This is a genomic window from Martelella alba (genome assembly GCF_006516955.1).
GTDB classification, from domain to species: Bacteria; Pseudomonadota; Alphaproteobacteria; order Rhizobiales; family Rhizobiaceae; genus Martelella; species Martelella alba.
In genome coordinates, this window is sequence record NZ_VHLG01000011.1 from 1 (window position 1) to 17,302 (window position 17,302).

Annotated in this window: 16 protein-coding genes; 8 read left to right on the forward strand and 8 right to left on the reverse strand. The window is 60.4% G+C overall.

From position 1 onward, the window contains the following. Positions 1–348 precede the first annotated feature (348 nt). Both FJU08_RS15510 and FJU08_RS15515 read left to right on the forward strand, forming a co-directional pair. The gene (locus tag FJU08_RS15510; protein ID WP_141149944.1) at positions 349–492 is read left to right on the forward strand and encodes a DUF1127 domain-containing protein; all 144 of its coding nucleotides are present in this window, start codon (positions 349–351) and stop codon (positions 490–492) included. Positions 493–793: 301 nt separating this feature from the next. Further along, entirely contained in the window at positions 794–937 is a 144-nt protein-coding gene (locus FJU08_RS15515) for a DUF1127 domain-containing protein (RefSeq protein ID WP_141149944.1), read from the forward strand. A 78-nt stretch (positions 938–1,015) separates the two neighbouring features. Here FJU08_RS15515 and FJU08_RS15520 read toward each other — a convergent pair whose 3' ends face one another. From FJU08_RS15520 to FJU08_RS15555, 8 genes are all read right to left on the reverse strand, one after another. Then, complete coding sequence (locus FJU08_RS15520; RefSeq protein ID WP_141149945.1) at positions 1,016–1,942, reverse strand: GGDEF domain-containing protein; 927 nt, start codon at positions 1,940–1,942, stop codon at positions 1,016–1,018. Positions 1,943–2,131: 189 nt separating this feature from the next. Then, entirely contained in the window at positions 2,132–3,988 is a 1,857-nt protein-coding gene (locus FJU08_RS15525) for a formylglycine-generating enzyme family protein (RefSeq protein WP_141149946.1), read from the reverse strand. Beyond that, positions 3,985–4,380 (reverse strand): VOC family protein, encoded by a 396-nt coding sequence (locus FJU08_RS15530; RefSeq protein ID WP_141149947.1) that lies wholly within the window; start codon positions 4,378–4,380, stop codon positions 3,985–3,987. The genes FJU08_RS15525 and FJU08_RS15530 overlap by 4 nt, the downstream gene beginning before the upstream one ends. 18 nt (positions 4,381–4,398) lie before the next feature. Then, positions 4,399–5,760 carry an ABC transporter substrate-binding protein gene (locus FJU08_RS15535; protein ID WP_141149948.1) on the reverse strand — a complete coding sequence of 454 codons (1,362 nt, stop codon included), beginning with the start codon at positions 5,758–5,760 and terminating at the stop codon, positions 4,399–4,401. Beyond that, on the reverse strand, positions 5,757–6,590 hold the full coding sequence (locus tag FJU08_RS15540; protein WP_141149949.1) for an ABC transporter permease: 834 nt from the start codon (positions 6,588–6,590) through the stop codon (positions 5,757–5,759). The genes FJU08_RS15535 and FJU08_RS15540 overlap by 4 nt, the downstream gene beginning before the upstream one ends. Positions 6,591–6,600: 10 nt before the next feature. Further along, positions 6,601–7,611 carry an ABC transporter permease gene (locus FJU08_RS15545; protein ID WP_141149950.1) on the reverse strand — a complete coding sequence of 337 codons (1,011 nt, stop codon included), beginning with the start codon at positions 7,609–7,611 and terminating at the stop codon, positions 6,601–6,603. A gap of 183 nt (positions 7,612–7,794) precedes the next feature. Continuing rightward, positions 7,795–9,396, reverse strand: coding sequence for an ABC transporter substrate-binding protein (locus tag FJU08_RS15550; RefSeq protein ID WP_235890745.1), 1,602 nt, complete (start codon positions 9,394–9,396; stop codon positions 7,795–7,797). Positions 9,397–9,581: 185 nt separating this feature from the next. After that, on the reverse strand, positions 9,582–10,445 hold the full coding sequence (locus tag FJU08_RS15555) for a sulfurtransferase (protein ID WP_210245250.1): 864 nt from the start codon (positions 10,443–10,445) through the stop codon (positions 9,582–9,584). 131 nt (positions 10,446–10,576) lie between these two features. Here FJU08_RS15555 and FJU08_RS15560 point away from each other — a divergent pair, with 131 nt between their 5' ends. From FJU08_RS15560 to FJU08_RS15585, 6 genes are read left to right on the forward strand one after another with little or no spacing between them, the layout of a single operon-like run. Continuing rightward, a complete protein-coding gene (locus FJU08_RS15560; protein WP_141149951.1) occupies positions 10,577–12,370 on the forward strand; it encodes an ABC transporter ATP-binding protein in 1,794 nt (597 codons plus the stop codon). Between the two features lie 28 nt (positions 12,371–12,398). Further along, positions 12,399–13,064 carry an aspartate/glutamate racemase family protein gene (locus FJU08_RS15565; RefSeq protein WP_141149952.1) on the forward strand — a complete coding sequence of 222 codons (666 nt, stop codon included), beginning with the start codon at positions 12,399–12,401 and terminating at the stop codon, positions 13,062–13,064. Between the two features lie 5 nt (positions 13,065–13,069). Further along, complete coding sequence (locus FJU08_RS15570) at positions 13,070–14,437, forward strand: dihydroorotase (protein ID WP_141149953.1); 1,368 nt, start codon at positions 13,070–13,072, stop codon at positions 14,435–14,437. Between the two features lie 10 nt (positions 14,438–14,447). Next, positions 14,448–15,374, forward strand: coding sequence for a dihydrodipicolinate synthase family protein (locus FJU08_RS15575; protein WP_141149954.1), 927 nt, complete (start codon positions 14,448–14,450; stop codon positions 15,372–15,374). Further along, a complete protein-coding gene (locus tag FJU08_RS15580; RefSeq protein WP_141149955.1) occupies positions 15,374–16,144 on the forward strand; it encodes an SDR family oxidoreductase in 771 nt (256 codons plus the stop codon). Before FJU08_RS15575 ends, FJU08_RS15580 begins: the two co-directional genes overlap by 1 nt. Beyond that, a complete protein-coding gene (locus FJU08_RS15585; RefSeq protein WP_141149956.1) occupies positions 16,144–17,295 on the forward strand; it encodes a MalY/PatB family protein in 1,152 nt (383 codons plus the stop codon). Before FJU08_RS15580 ends, FJU08_RS15585 begins: the two co-directional genes overlap by 1 nt. Positions 17,296–17,302 lie beyond the last annotated feature (7 nt).

The window sequence follows — 17,302 nt, forward strand, 5'->3', positions numbered from 1 at the left end:
GTCAACCGCGAAGACATTCGCCGCGTTGCCCGCAAGGCTTCCTTCTAAGACCTTTACAAAGGCTGACGATCCCTCCTCCCGATTGTCGCCATATGAAACGCCCGCCGGTTCCTCCCCCGGCGGGCGTTATTTTTTGCGCGCGAGCCAATCGGCTCTGCACAGAAATGATGCATGAAACTCTGTCAAAATACCCGTTTTCGCCAAGGATTGCGCCAGACGCATAGCCGCGTTGAGACAAACCACCTGCCTGCGTTGTGAGGAAAGGCCTATATCAGGGTCAACAGCAAGCGATGAACGCCAGCAAGACCTGAGCGACACGCTGAAACCCAATTCACGAGGAGATCGAAAATGAGCATGGCACGTTCCTTCAACAACTGGATGAAGTATCGTCAGACCGTCAGCGAACTGAACCGCATGTCGGGCCGCGAACTGGCTGACCTCGGCGTCAACCGCGAAGACATTCGCCGCGTTGCCCGCAAGGCTTCCTTCTAAGACCTTTTACAAAGGCTGACGATCCCTCCTCCCGATTGTCGCCACATGAAACGCCCGCCGGTTCCTCCCCCGGCGGGCGTTATTTTTTGCGCGCCAGCCAATCGGCTCTGCACAGAAATGATGCATGAAATTCTGTCAAAATACCCGTTTTCGCCAAGGATTGCGCCAGACGCATAGCCGTATTGAGGCAAACCACCTGCCTGAGTTGTGAGGAAAGGCCTATATCAGGGTCAACAGCAAGCGATGAGCGCCAGCAAGACCTGAGCGACACGCTGAAACCCAATTCACGAGGAGATCGAAAATGAGCATGGCACGTTCCTTCAACAACTGGATGAAGTACCGTCAGACCGTCAGCGAACTGAACCGCATGTCGGGCCGCGAACTGGCTGACCTCGGCGTCAACCGCGAAGACATTCGCCGCGTTGCCCGCAAGGCTTCCTTCTAAGACCTTTACAAAGGCTGACGATCCCTCCTCCCGATTGTCGCCACATGAAACGCCCGCCGGTTCCTCCCCCGGCGGGCGTTATGCGTTTGGGGGGCCGGGATCAAGTTCAATGGCCAGCTGATCGCGCCCGGAACGCTTGGCATTATAGAGTGCGGCATCAGCGCGACCGTAAATGGCACTCGGCGTATCGGCCGGACAGACGGCTGCAAGGCCCGCAGAAAAACTGAAGGAAAAGTCCGGCAGATCCGGCATGGGGCGTAACAAGCGGATCTGGTTGAGCATCCGGTCGATCAGGCTTGTGGCCTCGTTGAGGCCTGTTGACGGCAGAACAAGCCCGAATTCCTCTCCGCCCAGCCGGCCAAAACAATCCGTGCGCCGCACCAGCAGAGAAATATTGCGGGCAAATTCAATCAGCAGCCGATCGCCCGCCGCATGGCCAAAGTGATCATTGATCTGCTTGAAGTTATCGATATCGAAAATAGCAAAACAACCCTGACCGCTCCGCGCTTGCGGTCGCCGTGCAAGCATGTCCGTGAGGCGATCCATTATGAAACGATGATTGGCAATTCCGGTCAGATCATCCGTCAGCGAGGCTTGCAATGCCACGTCGCGCTCACGGCGCAGACTGCGTTCCTGCTTTCGCAGGTTGGTGATGTCGCTGGCGATGCAGAGCATCCAGCCATCCTCGTCCACAGTCTCGGTCATCCATAACCAGCTACCGTCGTGAACATCCGTTTCAAAGGCGCGAAAAGGTATCTTCCCACGACGTGAAAGCGTACTCTTGATCCAGAGATCGAAATTCGGATTGTCGATGATCGTCCCACGCTTTGCATGGAAATTGCGCCGCATCAGATCCGGCCAGAGCGGCAATTCAGTCTCATTGAGAAAAAAAGCGGTTCTATATTTCCGGTTGGCGAAAACCATGCGATCGTGTTCGTCGAACACAGCTATAATAACATCAGTCTCGCCCAGAAGGTGCAGAACTTTCCTCAGCTTTTCGTCCATGCCTGTGAAATTCACACCTTTCGTTGGGTGACAATCCGCACCAGAAATCCAGCCTCGCTGTTTTATGTTTCATATATAAGCCATGGTCAATATTAACACCGCCGCCAACGGACGGACACAGACAAAAGCCCAAAAATAAAGGCGCGGACACCATAGCGCCGCGCCTTTTCAGACCTGTCCGTGCCGGTATCACCCCCTGGCGACAACCACACGGAAACCATTGCCGCGCCATGAACCGGAGGGCTCCAGCGAACCGCGATAGATGCCATTGGCCTTCCAGTCCGGACTGGAGAAACAGCCGCCACGCAGAACCCGACGAATATTGCCGGGCGCATCAAGCGCCTCACGCCCGTCTTCGCTCCAGGGAAAGGCAAAATCCGGCCGAGACATGTCAGGACCCCACAATGTGGTGCACCATTCCCAGGCCTGCCCCGCCATATCGAGACAGCCGAAAGGCGAACGGCCTTCCGGAAACAGGCCGACCGTCGAGATATCGTTGAAGCCGGTCTCCTCGCCATTGCCATGCTCAGACGCCCAGACATTGCCCCAGGGCCAGACAAGACCATCCGCACCGCGCGCCGCAGCCTCCCATTCCCGCTCGAGCGGAAGACGAACGGTCTCATCGGCCGCGATCCGCCCTTCTGCCCGCCATTTATCCGTCAGCCAGGCGCAATAGGCACGGGCATCGTGCCAGGTCAGGTCCGTTGCCGGATGGGAAGCCCGCTCGGCCACCCGGCCATTGGCACTCGCCCAGCTTCTTCCGGTTTCCTCGACAAAAGCCAGATAGGCCGCATTGACGACCGGATAGATCGAGATGCGAAAATCACCGACCGGCGCATGATGGGCGGGGGCTGAATTGGGATGAATATCACCGCCCATTGGATAGGTCCCTGCGGGAACCGCGACAAGAGCCTCGAGATCACGTGGATCGCCCAGCCGTGCCAGCATGGCGCCGGCCCGGCGGCGCAGACCGACCGGGGCGCCGCCAGCTTCGATCGCCTGTACCAGCGCTGCGGTAACAAGGCCCGCCGTCTCGCTGCCGGAAACGGCCAGCGTTGCCGCAGCCAGCAGAACCGGCAGGCCGCCGTCAATTGCGGAAAGTCCGCGAACCAGCGCGTCAGCCCGGTCTTCGCCCGGCACCAGCCAGTCACAATAAAGACCAAGCGGCCCGGCAAGCCGCTGAGGCGCTGCTGCCACAGCCTCGACCAGCCGGTCGACGGGCATACGTTCAAGTTCCGCCGCCTTGCGATAGGCAGCCGCCCACCCGGCCGAGACCGGAGCAAGAACGGCAACCTCACGCGGCGCCAGCACCCGGCCGGTTTCAACGGCGAGAAGCCAGAGCCCCGGCAGCACATAATCGCGATCGGGATAGGGCTCGGAAAAGCCGTGAGCTGCGGCAAAATCCGCCCGCTCAGGCCGTGCAAGTCCGAGCAGACGATGTTCGGGCAGGCTTGCCGGACGACGAATGCCTTCCAGCGCGCGGCTTTCACACAGGACCAGCAAACGCAGACGCTCAGACGCCGCCACTGCCGTCATCAGGCGTGATAGCAGGGCTTCCGGTTCGGCGCGCATTTCGAGTGCATCGACGATGAAAAGCACCGGTCCGCGGGTCATGGCCAGCGCATCGGCTAGGGCAGTATCTGCGTCCTCACCCTCAGCGCAGTAAAATGCCTGTGGCAGATCGGGCGGCAGATCCTGCTCAAGACAATCGCCTTCGCTGTTTCGAAACGCGGGACGCGTCAGCCGCGCGCGGTTGAACAGCGCATCGCCATCATGGGTCCCCTTGATGCAGGCAGAAAGCTCGCGGGCAAAAGTGGTCTTGCCGCCGCCATGCGGCGCATGCAGAAGAAGCGCCGGAAACATGAAAGCCATCTCGGCCGCCGTATAATGCACCGGACGGCGCGGCCCGGCGTCGTCCTCACGAAACGCGCGCAGCCCCTTGGCTTCCTTGTCCTCATGGGTAAAGCCGGCAAGAAGCGGAAGCATCACCTCGCGACCCTCCCCGGTATAGCCCCCCGTCAGGATTGGTTCTGCCTCGATCATCATTTGAAAAGCTTCACAACCTCTAGATTGTGGAACCGCTGGATCTCGATCGCATAGCCCGCCGGATCTTCGAAGAAGAAATGCTCGCAATAGGTCCCGCGCAGCATATCCGACTGCCCGGTGACCCCGAGCGCCTTGAGCTTCGCATGCCAGGCGGCAACATCTTCTGAGACGATCGTCAGCAGGGCCGCACTTTTCGGCTGATGCTTCAGATGGCCCTTATTGCCGTCGACAATGCCGAAATAGGCATTTCCGGCAATGCGGTAGATCCGCGCCAGCCCCTGATCAAGCACCAGTTCGAAGCCCAGAACATCCTCATAGAACGGAGCAACGGCGTGAATGTCCTCGTAATAATAGAAGGTGATCGCGCATTCTTTCGGCAGTTCGGTCGTCATGTCAGTCCTCTTTGATGGTCAGGCAATGCGCAGAATACCCTTGGGATCGAGGCTGAAGCCTTCGAGCCCCGGTGCATGCGCCATGCAGTCGATCGGGTGAAACAGATAAAGCCAGTGCGGATTGTGATGCAGATGGCAGAGAACGCGGCCATAGGCGGCGCTGCGCGCCTCCGGATCGACAAGGCGGCGTGCCGTCTCGAACAGATCATCGGCAACGAGATCTTCAACGCCCTGCCACCAGACGGCACGCGACCGGCTGGAAATCTTGTCATCCAGCACCCGGAATGTGCTGTGCGGCGAACTGTCGAAGATCGCCAGATCGCCGGTTTTCTTTTCGCCAAGCTCGCGGGCATAGCCGGGCCGGTCAGTCGCCGTATCGATGGTGACGGCAAACCCCACGGCCTCGAGATCCCGCTTGATAAAGGCGGCGATCTCCGGCGCGCGCTCCGGCATATAGAGCGGTGTACGCAGGACGATCTCGCGCGACGCAGATGTTGCGCCGACAAGGTGGGCCGCCTCGGACGGATCAAAGGGGATCGCCGTCATGCTGTCCGACATGCCGTTATGGAACGGACTGACGATGGTTCTCGCGGGTATGCCGAGCCCGCCCATGACGTCATTGACGAGCCTGTTGCGGTCAATCGCCAGATTGGCGGCAAGCCGCATCTGCGGATGGGCAAACGCCCCGTCCCGGCCGTTCATATAGGCAATCACCGACATTGTGGTCGCCTGCTCGTGCCAGACAAAGCCTTCAAGCGCCCGCATCGGCGTTTCCAGACGGTCAAGATGGGTGGCAAGCTGAACAGTACCGGCGTGCAGAGCCTCAAGCCGGTCTTCCGCCTTCGGCATGGCGATCAGCCGCAGCTTTCGCCCGTCTCGATGCTGAAGGGTGACGGATTTTCCCTTATCGAAGGTCTCGACCTGCCATGGCCCGGTTCCAAGCGTCGGCGTGCCATCGGGTGCCATTTTCGGCAGGTAGAACTCGGAGAGAATATCCGGCAGATCAGGAAAGGGCTTTGGCGTCGAAATTCTGAGCACGGAGCCTTCCGCCGTGATCACCGCCCCCTCAAGATAGCGGGCATAGGACCAGGGCATGCCGAACATGTCACGGGCATCGCAGATTGCGTTGATAAAGTGCTTCGCATCCTCTGCCTGAACGGGTGTACCATCGTGATAGCAGGCTGCATCGCGCAAGCGCAGCATCCAGTGGCAGCCGTCATCGGAGAGCGTCCAGCGGTCAAACAGGCCGGGACGGGCCGCGCCCTTTTCCCAGCGCAGCATCGGCTCTAGCACGAGGTTCTTCAGCGTCAGGACGCTTGCATCATCCGTCACCCGGTCGGGCGGCAGGAAGTCGATCTTTTCAAGCGCAATCGTGATCATGCGGCACTCCTGCGGCGCGGGTTGAACCAGTCTGCAAGCGAATCCCCGATCAGATTGAAAGAGAGGACCGTGATCAGAATGGCAAAGCCGGGCCCGAGCGCCGTCCACGGACTGGAACGGACAAAGGTGAGATTGGCCGAAACATCAGCCCCCCATTCCGGCATCGGCGGCTGCGCGCCCAGACCAAGGAAGCCAAGTGCTGAGGTCTGCAGGATGGCGCTGCCAAAGGCGAGCGAGGCCTGAACCAGAAGCGGGCCGATCGAATTGACGAAGATATAGCGGTTGAGGATGCGCATGCGCGGCAGGCCAAGCGAATTGGCCGCCTCAACATAAAGCCTTGAGGAAACGCCGAGCGCCTGCGAACGGGCAACGCGGGCAAATTGCGGGGCAAGCGTGATGGCGACGGCCAGCATTGCATTTTCAAGGCTTGGCCCGAAGGCTGCCGCCAGTGCAATCGCCAGAACCAGTGCGGGAAAGGACAGGATGGCATCGACGATGCGCATGATGATCGTGTCGACATAGCCGCCAGCAAAACCGGCAACAAGCCCGAAAAATACACCGACGGCAAAGGCAATGGCCACGACGAAAACGCCGATTGCCAGCGTGTAGCGGCCGCCGGTCAGCACGCGCGAAAGCATGTCGCGGCCGAAATTATCCGTGCCGAGCCAGTGCGACCAGGACGGTGGCTGAAGCTTGGCCGCCATGTCGATGGCAAGCGGCGACGGCAGGAAGAAGGGGCCGATCAGCACGGCAAGAAGCATGACGGCCAGGACAAAAGTGCCAGCCATGGCGAGCGTGTTGCTTTTCAGGAAGGTGATGAGTTCGCGCATCATATCGTCCTCAGTTCATCTTGCGCCGGACGCGCGGGTCGAGAACGGCATAGAGAATATCGACCAGCAGCGACGTCAGCATGAACATCAGCGCAAAGACCAGCGTCGCGCCCTGGATCACCGGATAGTCGCGATTGCGGATCGCTTCATACATGTAGCGACCAATGCCCGGCCAGGAGAAGATCGTTTCCGTCAGGATCGCACCACCGAGCATTTCGGCGAATTTAAGCCCGACCACGGTGATGGCGGGCAGCAGCGAATTGCGCAAGGCATGGGTATAGACAACATCATGCTGGCTCAGCCCCTTTGCCCGCGCGGTGCGGACAAAATCCTCATCCATCACTTCCAGCATGGTGGAGCGCACGAAACGGCCAAGCGTTGCCGCGAGGAACACCGCCAGCACAGTGGTCGGCAGGACCATATGGGCAATCGCGCTGCCAACGGCGCCGGGTTCACCGGAAAGCCAGGCATCGATGATGGAAAAGCCGGTGACCCGATCGACAAAAAGATAGGAGGACATGCGACCCGAAACAGGCAGCCAGCCAAGCCAGGTGGCAAAAATCAGCTGCAGCAGCAGCGCCAGCAGAAAGGCCGGCATGGATACGCCGGTAAGCGAGATGACCCGCACGGTGTGATCGAAGCCGGAATTGGCCCGTGTGGCTGACAGAACACCGAGCGGAATGCCGATGATGACGGCGATCAGCACAGCGGCGATGGAGATTTCCAGCGTGGCGGGGAGACGGATCAGGATCTCGTCAAGAACCGGCTTTCCGGATTTCAGCGAGGTGCCCATATCGCCATGCAGCAGGCCGGTGAAATAGTTCCAGAACTGCAGCAGCGCCGGCTGGTCGAGGTCAAGCTGCGCTCTCAGCGCCGCGATCTGCGTGTCAGTGGCACCGGGTCCAAGCAGCGTAACCGCCGGATCGCCGGGAATAAGCCGGACCAGAGAAAAGACGATCACCAGGACCAGAAGCAGGACCGGGATCAGTGACAGCAATCGTCGCACGAGGAAGGCAAACATCAAACCACCTTGTTGGCATGGCCGGTCCGGCGGGGGCGCCGGACCGGCAGAAGCATTCATTCCTTCGGGGGGCTCGAATGAATGCTCCATTCCGTCTTAAACTACTTCCGCATCGCCGGCTGGCCGGTTGGATGGCCTGCCGGACGATGCGAAAGCGGGGCTAGGTCCAGAGGGGAGACAGACCTATTCTTTCGAAACGCCCCAATATTCGTTGAGCGGCGGTGCCGAATTGATCACCAGACCGTCGACATTCGAACGCGCGAAGATGATCAGCTTCGGCGAGAAGAGGTAGGCGGCGGGCACATCGGCAACCAGCTTTTCCTGGATCTCGCCATAGAGTGCCTTGCGGGCATCCATGTCGGGCTCCTGCTGCGCCTTCAGGATCAGCGCATCAAGCTCGGCATTTTCAGGCATACGGAAGGTCATCGCCGAGTTCTTGAGGCTCGACAGATAGCCGATCGTGATGTGGGCATCGGGGTCATTATACCAGGGCTGACGGCCGTCCAGCGCAATATCCCAGTCACCGGCGACATGCAGCGCGCGGTAGGAGGGGAATTCGGTCTGGGCGATCTCAGCTTCAATGCCAACAGCGGCGAGATTGGCCTGAACGAAGGTCGCGACATCCCCCCAGAGCGAACCCTGGAACGAATAGAGCTTCAGCTTCAGCGGCTTGTCGGGACCGTAACCGGCCTCAGCAAGAAGCTTCTTGGCTTCTTCCGGATCATATTTCGGCGCCAGATCCTTGATCTTCGGATCGAAGGCCCAGCTGTTGCTGGTCAGCGGACCATAAACGCGGTCAGCCGTTCCATCAAACACGCCGGAGAGCAGGCCGTCATAATCGATCGCATGGGCGATGGCTTCGCGAACCTTGATATCGGCAACCGGCGAATCCGTCTTGGAATTGTTGAATTCGAGCTGACGGATGATCTGCGAGGGCTTCTCGATGATCTTGATGTCCGCATTGTCAGCAAAGGCCTTCATTTCTTCGGACGGAACGGCCGAGAGCTGGCTCTGCTGCTGGATGATGTCGACGCCGCCATTTTCAAGCTCGAGACGACGGGTCGAGGCCTCGGGAATGATGCGGTAGATGATGCGCTTCAGCTTGGGCGCGCCGCGGAAATAATCCGGATTGGCGTCCAGCACGATGCGGGTATCCGGCTCATAGGCACGGAATGCGAAGGGACCGGTACCAACCGGATGATTGGCGAAATCATCGCCGTATTTTTCAACAGCCGTCGGCGAGACAATGGCCGACTGGGGCTGCGCCAGGATCGACATGAAGGCCGGGTAAGGCGCATTCAGGTGAATGACAACCTCATCATCCTTGGGCGTATCAATGCTGTCGATCATGCCGAGCGTTGCTGCGACATAGGGGTTCAGTTCCTTGGTGCGCTCCAGCGAGAACTTCACGGCCTCAGCGTTGAACGGCGTACCGTCCTGGAACGTGACACCATCGCGCAGATCGAAGGTGAAGGTCTTGCCGTCGTCGGAAATCGACCAGTCTTCGGCAAGCCGGCCTTCAAGCTCGGAAAAATCCGGAGCCTTCCAGGCAACCAGCGTGTCGAACACGTTGAGGATGACTTCACTGCCGACAGGCTCGGCCTTGTTGGCGCCGGGTTCAAGACCGGCAGGATCGGAAGGAACAGCGACGACCAGCGTTTCGCTTTCCTGGGCGGTTGCAGTGGTTGCAAAGGTGGCGACAACACCGGCCGGCGCGAGCGTGGCAAAGCCCATGGCCAATGCAGCACCTGACATCGCTCCGAACATCTTGCGGGTCAGGTTCATTCTGAACTCCTCTGTTTGTTATGACGGTCCGGTTCTCCGAACCTGACTTATTTGAATACTGGTGATATATCTTTTGCAATATCTATTTTCGATTTTTCATTGCTCTCATATTTTTATTAGAGCCAATTTTTAAAAATCGAATGATATTTGTGCATCTGCACATCACCCTGCACAGAATCCATGCATCAAGGATGCGGCCCACGCTTCACCGGCCGGTTAGGGTCGCCAATCCACTGCGACCAGGAGCCCGGATACATCGCCGCCTCAATCCCCACCGCCGCCAGGGCCAGCACCTCATGCGCCGCAGACATGCCCGCACCGCAATAGACACCAACCGGCTTTTTACCGTCGACACCCAGCCCCGAAAACAGCTCCCGCAGCGTCACACTATCGGTGAACGGGCCCGGGTCCGTCAGCGTGTCGAGTGTCGGCGCGCTGATTGCGCCGGGAATATGTCCACGCTTCGGATCACCGCCCTCAACGGCACCACCTATATAATTAGGGCGGATTCGCGCATCGAGTAGGACCCCGCTTTGCGCCAGTGCCAAAGCCTCATCGGCCGAGAACGTCCGCATCTGCCCGGCCGTCAGGACAATATCCGTCTCCGCCTTTGTTTCCGGGGCATTCACCACCGAAAGGCCGGCGGTGAGCCAGGCCGGCAAACCGCCATCAAGCACGCGGACATCCTTGAAGCCCGCCCATTTCAGCACCCACCAGGCACGCGCTGCCGTCATGGCACGATCCGCATCATAAACGACGATGCAGCGATCCTGCGTCAGCCCCCAGCGCCGGGCCGCGTCCTGGAGACTGGCGATGGAAGGCAGCGGGCGATTGCCCTTCTCTTCGCTTCCCGGCGCCTGAAAATCCGTATAGGCCTCGGCCTCGACCGCACCAGGCACATAGATGCCATTGCGCGAATCGACCCCGGTATAAGGATTGACCGACTGAACGGCGATGATGTGCGGCGGCGCATCACCACGGATCATCGCATCGAGCTCCTGCGCAGTCAGCAGAGCCTTCCGCCGGGTTTCCATATCAGTTTTAAACATCGCAGCGCTCCTAATTCGTATCCCAGATATATCACGAGAAACTTTGTGTTTGACAGATTGAATGCAATACGGTGTAAATTGAGGCAAGGAAAAACGATCTTCCGGTCCCCTCTTTCGTGGAAATTGCTTTCATGTCCGTTCTCTCGATCAACAATCTGACCACCGCCTTTGCTACGGCTCAAGGCTGGCGCAGCGTCGTCGACGGCATCAGCTTCGATGTCGATGCAGGCGAGACGGTGGCGGTGGTCGGCGAATCGGGTTCCGGCAAGAGTGTCACCGCTTTGTCGGTGATGGGGCTTCTGCCCAGGGCGAAATCGCGCGTTACCGGCGAAATCAATTTTCGCGGCCGCAACCTCGTCTCTCTTTCAGAAGAAGAGATGCAGGAAGTACGCGGCAATGAGATCGCGATGATCTTTCAGGAGCCGATGACGTCGCTGAACCCGGTCATGACTGTCGGCCGTCAGATCGCCGAGCCGCTGATGCGCCATCGCAGCCTGCCGCAGCGTCAGGCGATGAAGGAAGCGATTCGGCTGATGGACCGGGTGCGCATTCCTGCCGCGGCTAAGCGGGCCTATGAGTATCCACATGAAATGTCCGGCGGCATGCTGCAGCGTGTGATGATCGCCACTGCGCTTGCCTGCGCACCGAAGCTTCTGATCGCCGATGAGCCGACCACGGCACTTGACGTCACCATCCAGGCGCAGATCCTTGAACTGATCAAGGAATTGCAGTCAGAAGACCATATGGCGGTGATGTTCATCACCCACGACATGGGCGTCGTCGCCGAAGTCGCCGACCGGACCGTGGTGATGTTCCGCTCGAAGATGATGGAAGCCGGTGCCACCGAAGATGTCTTTGCCCGGCCCGAGACCGACTATACCCGCGAGCTTCTGGCCGCAGCACCAAGACTTGGTGATCTCGGCGACAGCCCGCTGCCCCGTCCCTATCCCGGACGCGACGGTGTTCTGGCCGCAGCCGTCGACACGGTTGATCATGGCGCTGGCCCGCTGCTGGAGGTGAAGAACCTCTCGACCCGGTTTGACATCAAGAAGGGCGTTCTCGGCCGGGTTCATGCGCGTGTCCATGCGGTGGAAAACGTCTCATTCTCGGTTCAGAAGGGCGAAACGCTGGCAGTTGTCGGCGAATCCGGCTGTGGCAAATCGACCACCGGCCGCTCGATCCTGCAACTGGTCAAACCCGTCGCCGGGACGGTGATGCTGGACGGCCATGATGTCGGCAAGATGAAGCGGCGTGAACTTCTGCGGCTCCGCCAGTCGATGCAGATGATCTTTCAGGATCCCTTCTCCAGCCTCAATCCCCGCATGCGCATCGGCGAGGCGATCGCCGAGCCGATGCTCGCCCATGGCATTGCCACACCGGCCGAAGCGCGCGACAGGGTTGCCACACTTCTCGAACAGGTCGGCCTTGCCGCGGACATGGCCAGCCGCTGGCCCCACGAATTCTCCGGCGGCCAGCGCCAACGCATCGCGATTGCCCGTGCGCTTGGCCTCAACCCCAAGCTGATCGTCGCCGATGAAAGCGTGTCCGCTCTCGATGTGACCATCAAGGCGCAGGTCATCAACCTGATGATGAAACTGCAGCAGGACCTCGGGCTTGCCTATGTCTTCATCAGCCATGACATGGCCGTGGTCGAGCGCATCAGCCACCGGGTTGCCGTCATGCTGCTGGGCGAGATCGTCGAAATCGGTCCACGCGCCGAAATTTTTGCCAATCCCAGCCACCCCTATACCAGACGGCTGCTTTCAGCCGTGCCGGAACCCGACCCTGCCCGCCGGCTCATGCGCCGCCACGTGCCGCTGCAGGAGCTGAAAAGTCCGATCTTCCCTGCAAGCTATGCCCCGCCGCAGCGTGTTTACGATGCCGTTGGGCCCGATCATTTCGTCATGCGCGAGGCTGAGGCTTGAAGCCGCCCGCGAAGAGCAAAGACAGACCATGGCCCGTATCCTCGTTTTGAACCCCAACAGTTCCCGCAAGGTCACTGCATCGATTGCGCTCTGCCTGCGCGACCTTGCCGCGACCACGCATCACCGCATCGATTGCGACCAGTTGCCGGAAGCGCCGCTCGGCATTGAAAGCGATGCCGATGTTGAAACTGTCGCCCCGATGGTGATGGAGCGCGCAAAGGCAACGGACGCCGATGCCCTGGTGATCTCCTGCTTTTCCGATCCGGGCGTCGAGGCCGTGCGCAAGGCCGTCACCCATATTCCGGTGATCGGCATTGCCGAGGCCGGCTACTATGCCAGCCTCCAGCTCGGCCGCCGCTTCGGCGTCGTCTCGCTTGGCCCGGCATCGATTGCCCGCCATGCGCGCCGCATTGACGAGCTTGGCATCACGCCGCGTCTTGCCGGAGACCGTTCGGCCTCGCTGACGGTGGAAGAATCCGGCGATGACGGGCTTGCGCGCGACAAGGTCATTCAGACCGGCAGGCTTCTGGCGCAGGAAGACAGCGCCGATGTCATCATTCTGGGCTGCGCCGGCATGGGCATGCAGCGTCCCTTCCTTCAGGCCGCGATCGGCCTGCCGGTGGTTGATCCCGTTCAGGCCGGCGTCGCCGCCGCCATCTCCGCATTGAATCTCGAATATATCGTAAAGGCATAAAAGCAATGGATCTCTTACTGCGCGGAACCATCATCACCCCGCTCGCCGCGCTTGCCGGCGGCTGGGTTGCCGTCAAGGACGGCAAGATTGCCGCCATCGGAGACGCGAGCGAAACGCCGCCGTCGGCAACCAGAACCGTTGATTACGGCGACAAGCTGATCCTGCCCGGCGTGATTGACGGGCAGACCCATGCCACCAGCGCCAAGGGGCTCGAAGGCATTGCCGACACCACCCGCTCGGCCGTCGCCGGTGGCATCACCACGCTGGTCGACATGCCCTTTGACAGCCCGGAGCCGCTGGACCGCCCGGAACGCCTGACGGCCAAGGTTGAAGCCATTTCCGCGCATTCCTATGCCGATATGGCCCTTTATGCGACCGTCACCAAACATACCGGCGTCGCGCATATCGATGCGCTGATCGAAGGCGGCGTTGCCGCGTTCAAGATTTCCTCCTTTGAAAGCTCACCGACCCGTTTCCCGCGCATTGGTGCCGATCTGATGCTCGACATCATGGAGAAGCTTTCCGACACCAACATTCCGCTCGGACTTCACAATGAAGACCAGGAGATCGTTCTGGAGCGCATCGCCCGCGCCCGCGCTGCCGGCGAAAACGGCATCAATGCCCATTCCACCGCGCGCCCCCCGGCTGCAGAACTTGCGGCAACGGCACAGTTTTTGGCCCTTGCCCAGGCGACCGGCGCCCATGCCCATCCGGTTCATCTGACCAGCGGTTCCGGCTTTGATATGGTCGAAGCCTTTGCCGAAATGGGCGTGCGCGCCACCGGCGAGACCTGCGTTCACTATCTCTGGTTCGATGCCGGTCGTGACGGCCTGCGCCTCGGCCCCCGCATGAAGGTCAATCCGCCGATCCGCCCCGGCGAGGTCGATAATCTCTGGGATGCCATTGTTGATGGCAAGGTCGCCTTCACCTCTTCGGATCATTCCAGCTGGCCAATTGATGGCAAGCTGACAGAATCGATTTTCGATGCCGGAGCCGGTGTTCCGGGTCTCGAGACGCTGCTGCCCGCCTTTTTCACGGCAGCCGAAGCGCGCGGCCTCGATGCGGCGATGCTGGCCGCCGATCAGCTGTCAGAGCGCCCGGCCGTCTTCTTCGGCCTGTCGGATCGCAAGGGTGCGATCCGCGTCGGCATGGATGCCGATTTTGCGGTACTGGAAGAAGGTGCCTTCACCTGGAATGAAGCGAAAGCCCATGACGGACTGACCTGGTCGCCCTTCCACGGCGAGGTGTTCACCGTGCGTGTTGCCGCGACCTATCTGCGTGGCGATCTCGCATTCGACGGCAAAGACATCACCGGCAAGGCTGGCTCGGGGCGCTATGTCGCCCGTGGCGCCGATTGCTGGTTCGGCAATTGAGGAGAACAAGATGAGCCTTCTGACTTCTGACGCAAAAGGCGTCTTCGTCATCTCGGTCACGCCGTTTCATGAGGATGGCCGGATCGATTTCGACAGTCTCGATCGCGTCACCGATTTCTATCTGGAAAAGGGCGTGACCGGCATCACCGTGCTTGGCATGATGGGTGAAGCGCCGAAGCTGACCCAGGCCGAAGCAAAAGAGGTTGTGGCCCGCGTGATCAAGCGCGCCGGCAAAACCCCGATTGTCGCCGGCGTTTCCGCCCCCGGCCTTGCCGCCATTTCCGAGCTTTCCAAGGCGGCGATGGATATGGGTGCGGCCGGCGTGATGATCGCACCGCCCGGCCGGCTGAAAACCGACGGCCAGATTGCCGGCTATTACCGTGAAGCCTGCGAAGCCGCAGGTGACGGTGTTCCGGTCGTTCTGCAGGATTTCCCTCTGTCGACCGGTGTTCAGATTGCACCGACCGTGCTTGGCCAGATCATCGAGGAAAACAGTCAGGTCGTCATGCTCAAGCATGAGGACTGGCCGGGCCTGGCGAAGATCACCGCCCTGCGCAAGGCCGAGAGCGAAGGCCGTCGCCGGATCTCGATCCTTTGCGGCAATGGCGCGCTGTTTCTGCCGGAAGAGATGGGCCGCGGCGCCGATGGTGCCATGACCGGTTTCGGCTATCCGGAAATGATGGCCGAGGTGGTCGCACTGACGGGCAATGGAGACATGGACCGGGCGCAGGATATCTTCGATGCCTATCTGCCGCTGGTGCGTTACGAGCAACAGCCGGGCCTTGGCCTTTCCGTGCGCAAATATGTGCTTGCTAAACGCGGCGCGATTGCTTCTGCAGCACTGCGCAAGCCGGGCGCAGGCCTTACCCCAGCGGCTGTTGCCGAAGTCGAGCGCCTGATCGAACGCCAGACAAAAAGACTGAAGGAACTTGCCTGATGGATTTCAAGCTCAAGGAAAAACGTGCCCTCGTTCTGGGTGCCAGCCGTGGCCTAGGTGCCGCATCAGCCATTCTTCTGGCCGAAGAAGGTGCGACCGTTGTCGCCGCCTCGCGCTCCGGCGCGCTGCCGCAAGGCCTCCCGGACGCCCTCAGGTCAAAGGTCACGGCCGTCACGCTCGATCTTGCCGACCCGGCTTCTGTTGCTGCCATGAAGGAAGAGCTGGCGAAGAACCCGGTTGATATTCTCGTCAACAATTGCGGCGGCCCGAAAGCGGGCCCGGCGCGCGGTCAGTCCGTGGCCGCATGGCAGGCCGCCTTCGCCGCCATGGCAACGCCGGTTTTCGACCTGACCGATGCAGCCCTTGCGGCCATGACTGAAAAGGGCTGGGGCCGCGTCATCACCATCGGCTCGTCAGGCATTGAAGTGCCGATCCCGAGCCTGGCCCTTTCCAATGGCGTGCGCGGTGCGATGGCTGGCTGGTCGAAGACGCTTGCCGCAGAAGTTGCCGACAAGGGCATCACCGTCAACATGGTTCTGCCCGGCCGGATCGCCACTGACCGTGTCGCCGAACTTGATGCCGGCAAGGCCGAAAAGACCGGCAACTCGGTTGATGCCGTGCGTGCGGCATCGCGCGCCACCATTCCCGCCGCCCGCTATGGCCGCCCGGAAGAATTCGCAGCCGTCGTCACTTTCCTTGCTTCCGAGCAGGCAAGCTTCGTCACCGGCTCGATGATCCGTGTCGACGGCGGCATGATCCGGAGCATCTGATGACCGACATCATCGCAATCGACCGGCGCGGCAGCGACAGCAACAAATGGCGGGCCTTCCCGCAAAACGTCATTCCGCTGCCCGTTGCCGATATGGATTACGCCGCTGATCCGGCCATCATCGCGGCCATTGAAAAGCGGCTGGCCCATGGCGTACTCGGCTATGGTTCTGCGACCGACAGCTTGAGGGCCGTGCTGGTCGATGCGATGATGCACGACTATGGCTGGAAGATCGAACCGGACTGGCTCGTTTTCCTGCCGGGCGTCGAACCCGGCTTCAACATGGCGCTCAACGCCTTCACCCGGCCGGGCGACACGGTGATGCAGGAATTTCCGGTCTATAAGCCTCTGCGCACCGCACCGGCCACCTGGGGTCTCAAAACCGCAGCCATCTGGCAGACGCATAGCGAAACCGGCCGCTGGGAAAGCGACCACGAGGCTTTGGAAAAGGCGGCATCACATGCGAGCCTGATGCTGCTCTGCAATCCGCAAAACCCGACCGGCCGCGTATACAGCCACGAAGAGCTCACCTTCAGGGCTTCGCTGTGCCTGAAGCATGATCTGCTTTTGGTCTCCGACGAGATCCATTGCGGGCTGACGCTGGATGGGCGCAAGCATATTCCGGTTGCCTCGCTTTCGAAGGATATCGAAAACCGTTCGATCACACTGATGGCCGCCAGCAAGACCTGGAACATCGCCGGACTGAAGGCAGCCTTTGCGATCGTGCCGAATGCTGCAATCCGGTCCCGCTTCATGGAAGCCAAGAAAGGCCTTGTCGACAGCGTCAACGTACTGGGACTTGCCGCGATGGAAGCAGCCTATCGCGACGGCGGTGCGTGGCGTCAGGCGGTCCGTGAGAAGATCGCCGAGAACCGCGATATGCTGCATCGCGCACTTGATGAAACCATGCCGAAGGCCAAAGCCCTCAAGGCCGATGCCAGCTTCCTGGCCTGGATCGACCTTTCTGCCTACAACCTTAACGCGCCGGCAGCATCCTGGCTTCTGCAGCATGCGCGGATCGGTGTCAGCGACGGTCGCGATTTCGGCGACGGTCTCGAACAGTTTGTCCGACTTAATTTCGCATCTGCGGCAGAAACCCTTGCCGAAGCGCTTCGGCGTATGGCAAAGGCACTGGAAAACAAAGAACGATAAAGAGGGA

Bases quoted from the DNA above. Each gene is read 5' to 3' on its own strand.
- FJU08_RS15510 (WP_141149944.1), top strand. From the start codon at position 349: ATGAGCATGGCACGTTCCTTCAACAACTGGATGAAGTATCGTCAGACC.
- FJU08_RS15580 (WP_141149955.1), top strand. From the start codon at position 15,374: ATGGATTTCAAGCTCAAGGAAAAACGTGCCCTCGTTCTGGGTGCCAGC.
- FJU08_RS15585 (WP_141149956.1), top strand. From the start codon at position 16,144: ATGACCGACATCATCGCAATCGACCGGCGCGGCAGCGACAGCAACAAA.
- FJU08_RS15530 (WP_141149947.1), bottom strand. From the start codon at position 4,380: ATGACGACCGAACTGCCGAAAGAATGCGCGATCACCTTCTATTATTAC.
- FJU08_RS15535 (WP_141149948.1), bottom strand. From the start codon at position 5,760: ATGATCACGATTGCGCTTGAAAAGATCGACTTCCTGCCGCCCGACCGG.
- FJU08_RS15570 (WP_141149953.1), top strand. From the start codon at position 13,070: ATGGATCTCTTACTGCGCGGAACCATCATCACCCCGCTCGCCGCGCTT.
- FJU08_RS15545 (WP_141149950.1), bottom strand. From the start codon at position 7,611: ATGTTTGCCTTCCTCGTGCGACGATTGCTGTCACTGATCCCGGTCCTG.
- FJU08_RS15515 (WP_141149944.1), top strand. From the start codon at position 794: ATGAGCATGGCACGTTCCTTCAACAACTGGATGAAGTACCGTCAGACC.
- FJU08_RS15550 (WP_235890745.1), bottom strand. From the start codon at position 9,396: ATGAACCTGACCCGCAAGATGTTCGGAGCGATGTCAGGTGCTGCATTG.
- FJU08_RS15525 (WP_141149946.1), bottom strand. From the start codon at position 3,988: ATGATGATCGAGGCAGAACCAATCCTGACGGGGGGCTATACCGGGGAG.
- FJU08_RS15575 (WP_141149954.1), top strand. From the start codon at position 14,448: ATGAGCCTTCTGACTTCTGACGCAAAAGGCGTCTTCGTCATCTCGGTC.
- FJU08_RS15520 (WP_141149945.1), bottom strand. From the start codon at position 1,942: ATGGACGAAAAGCTGAGGAAAGTTCTGCACCTTCTGGGCGAGACTGAT.
- FJU08_RS15565 (WP_141149952.1), top strand. From the start codon at position 12,399: ATGGCCCGTATCCTCGTTTTGAACCCCAACAGTTCCCGCAAGGTCACT.
- FJU08_RS15560 (WP_141149951.1), top strand. From the start codon at position 10,577: ATGTCCGTTCTCTCGATCAACAATCTGACCACCGCCTTTGCTACGGCT.
- FJU08_RS15555 (WP_210245250.1), bottom strand. From the start codon at position 10,445: ATGTTTAAAACTGATATGGAAACCCGGCGGAAGGCTCTGCTGACTGCG.
- FJU08_RS15540 (WP_141149949.1), bottom strand. From the start codon at position 6,590: ATGCGCGAACTCATCACCTTCCTGAAAAGCAACACGCTCGCCATGGCT.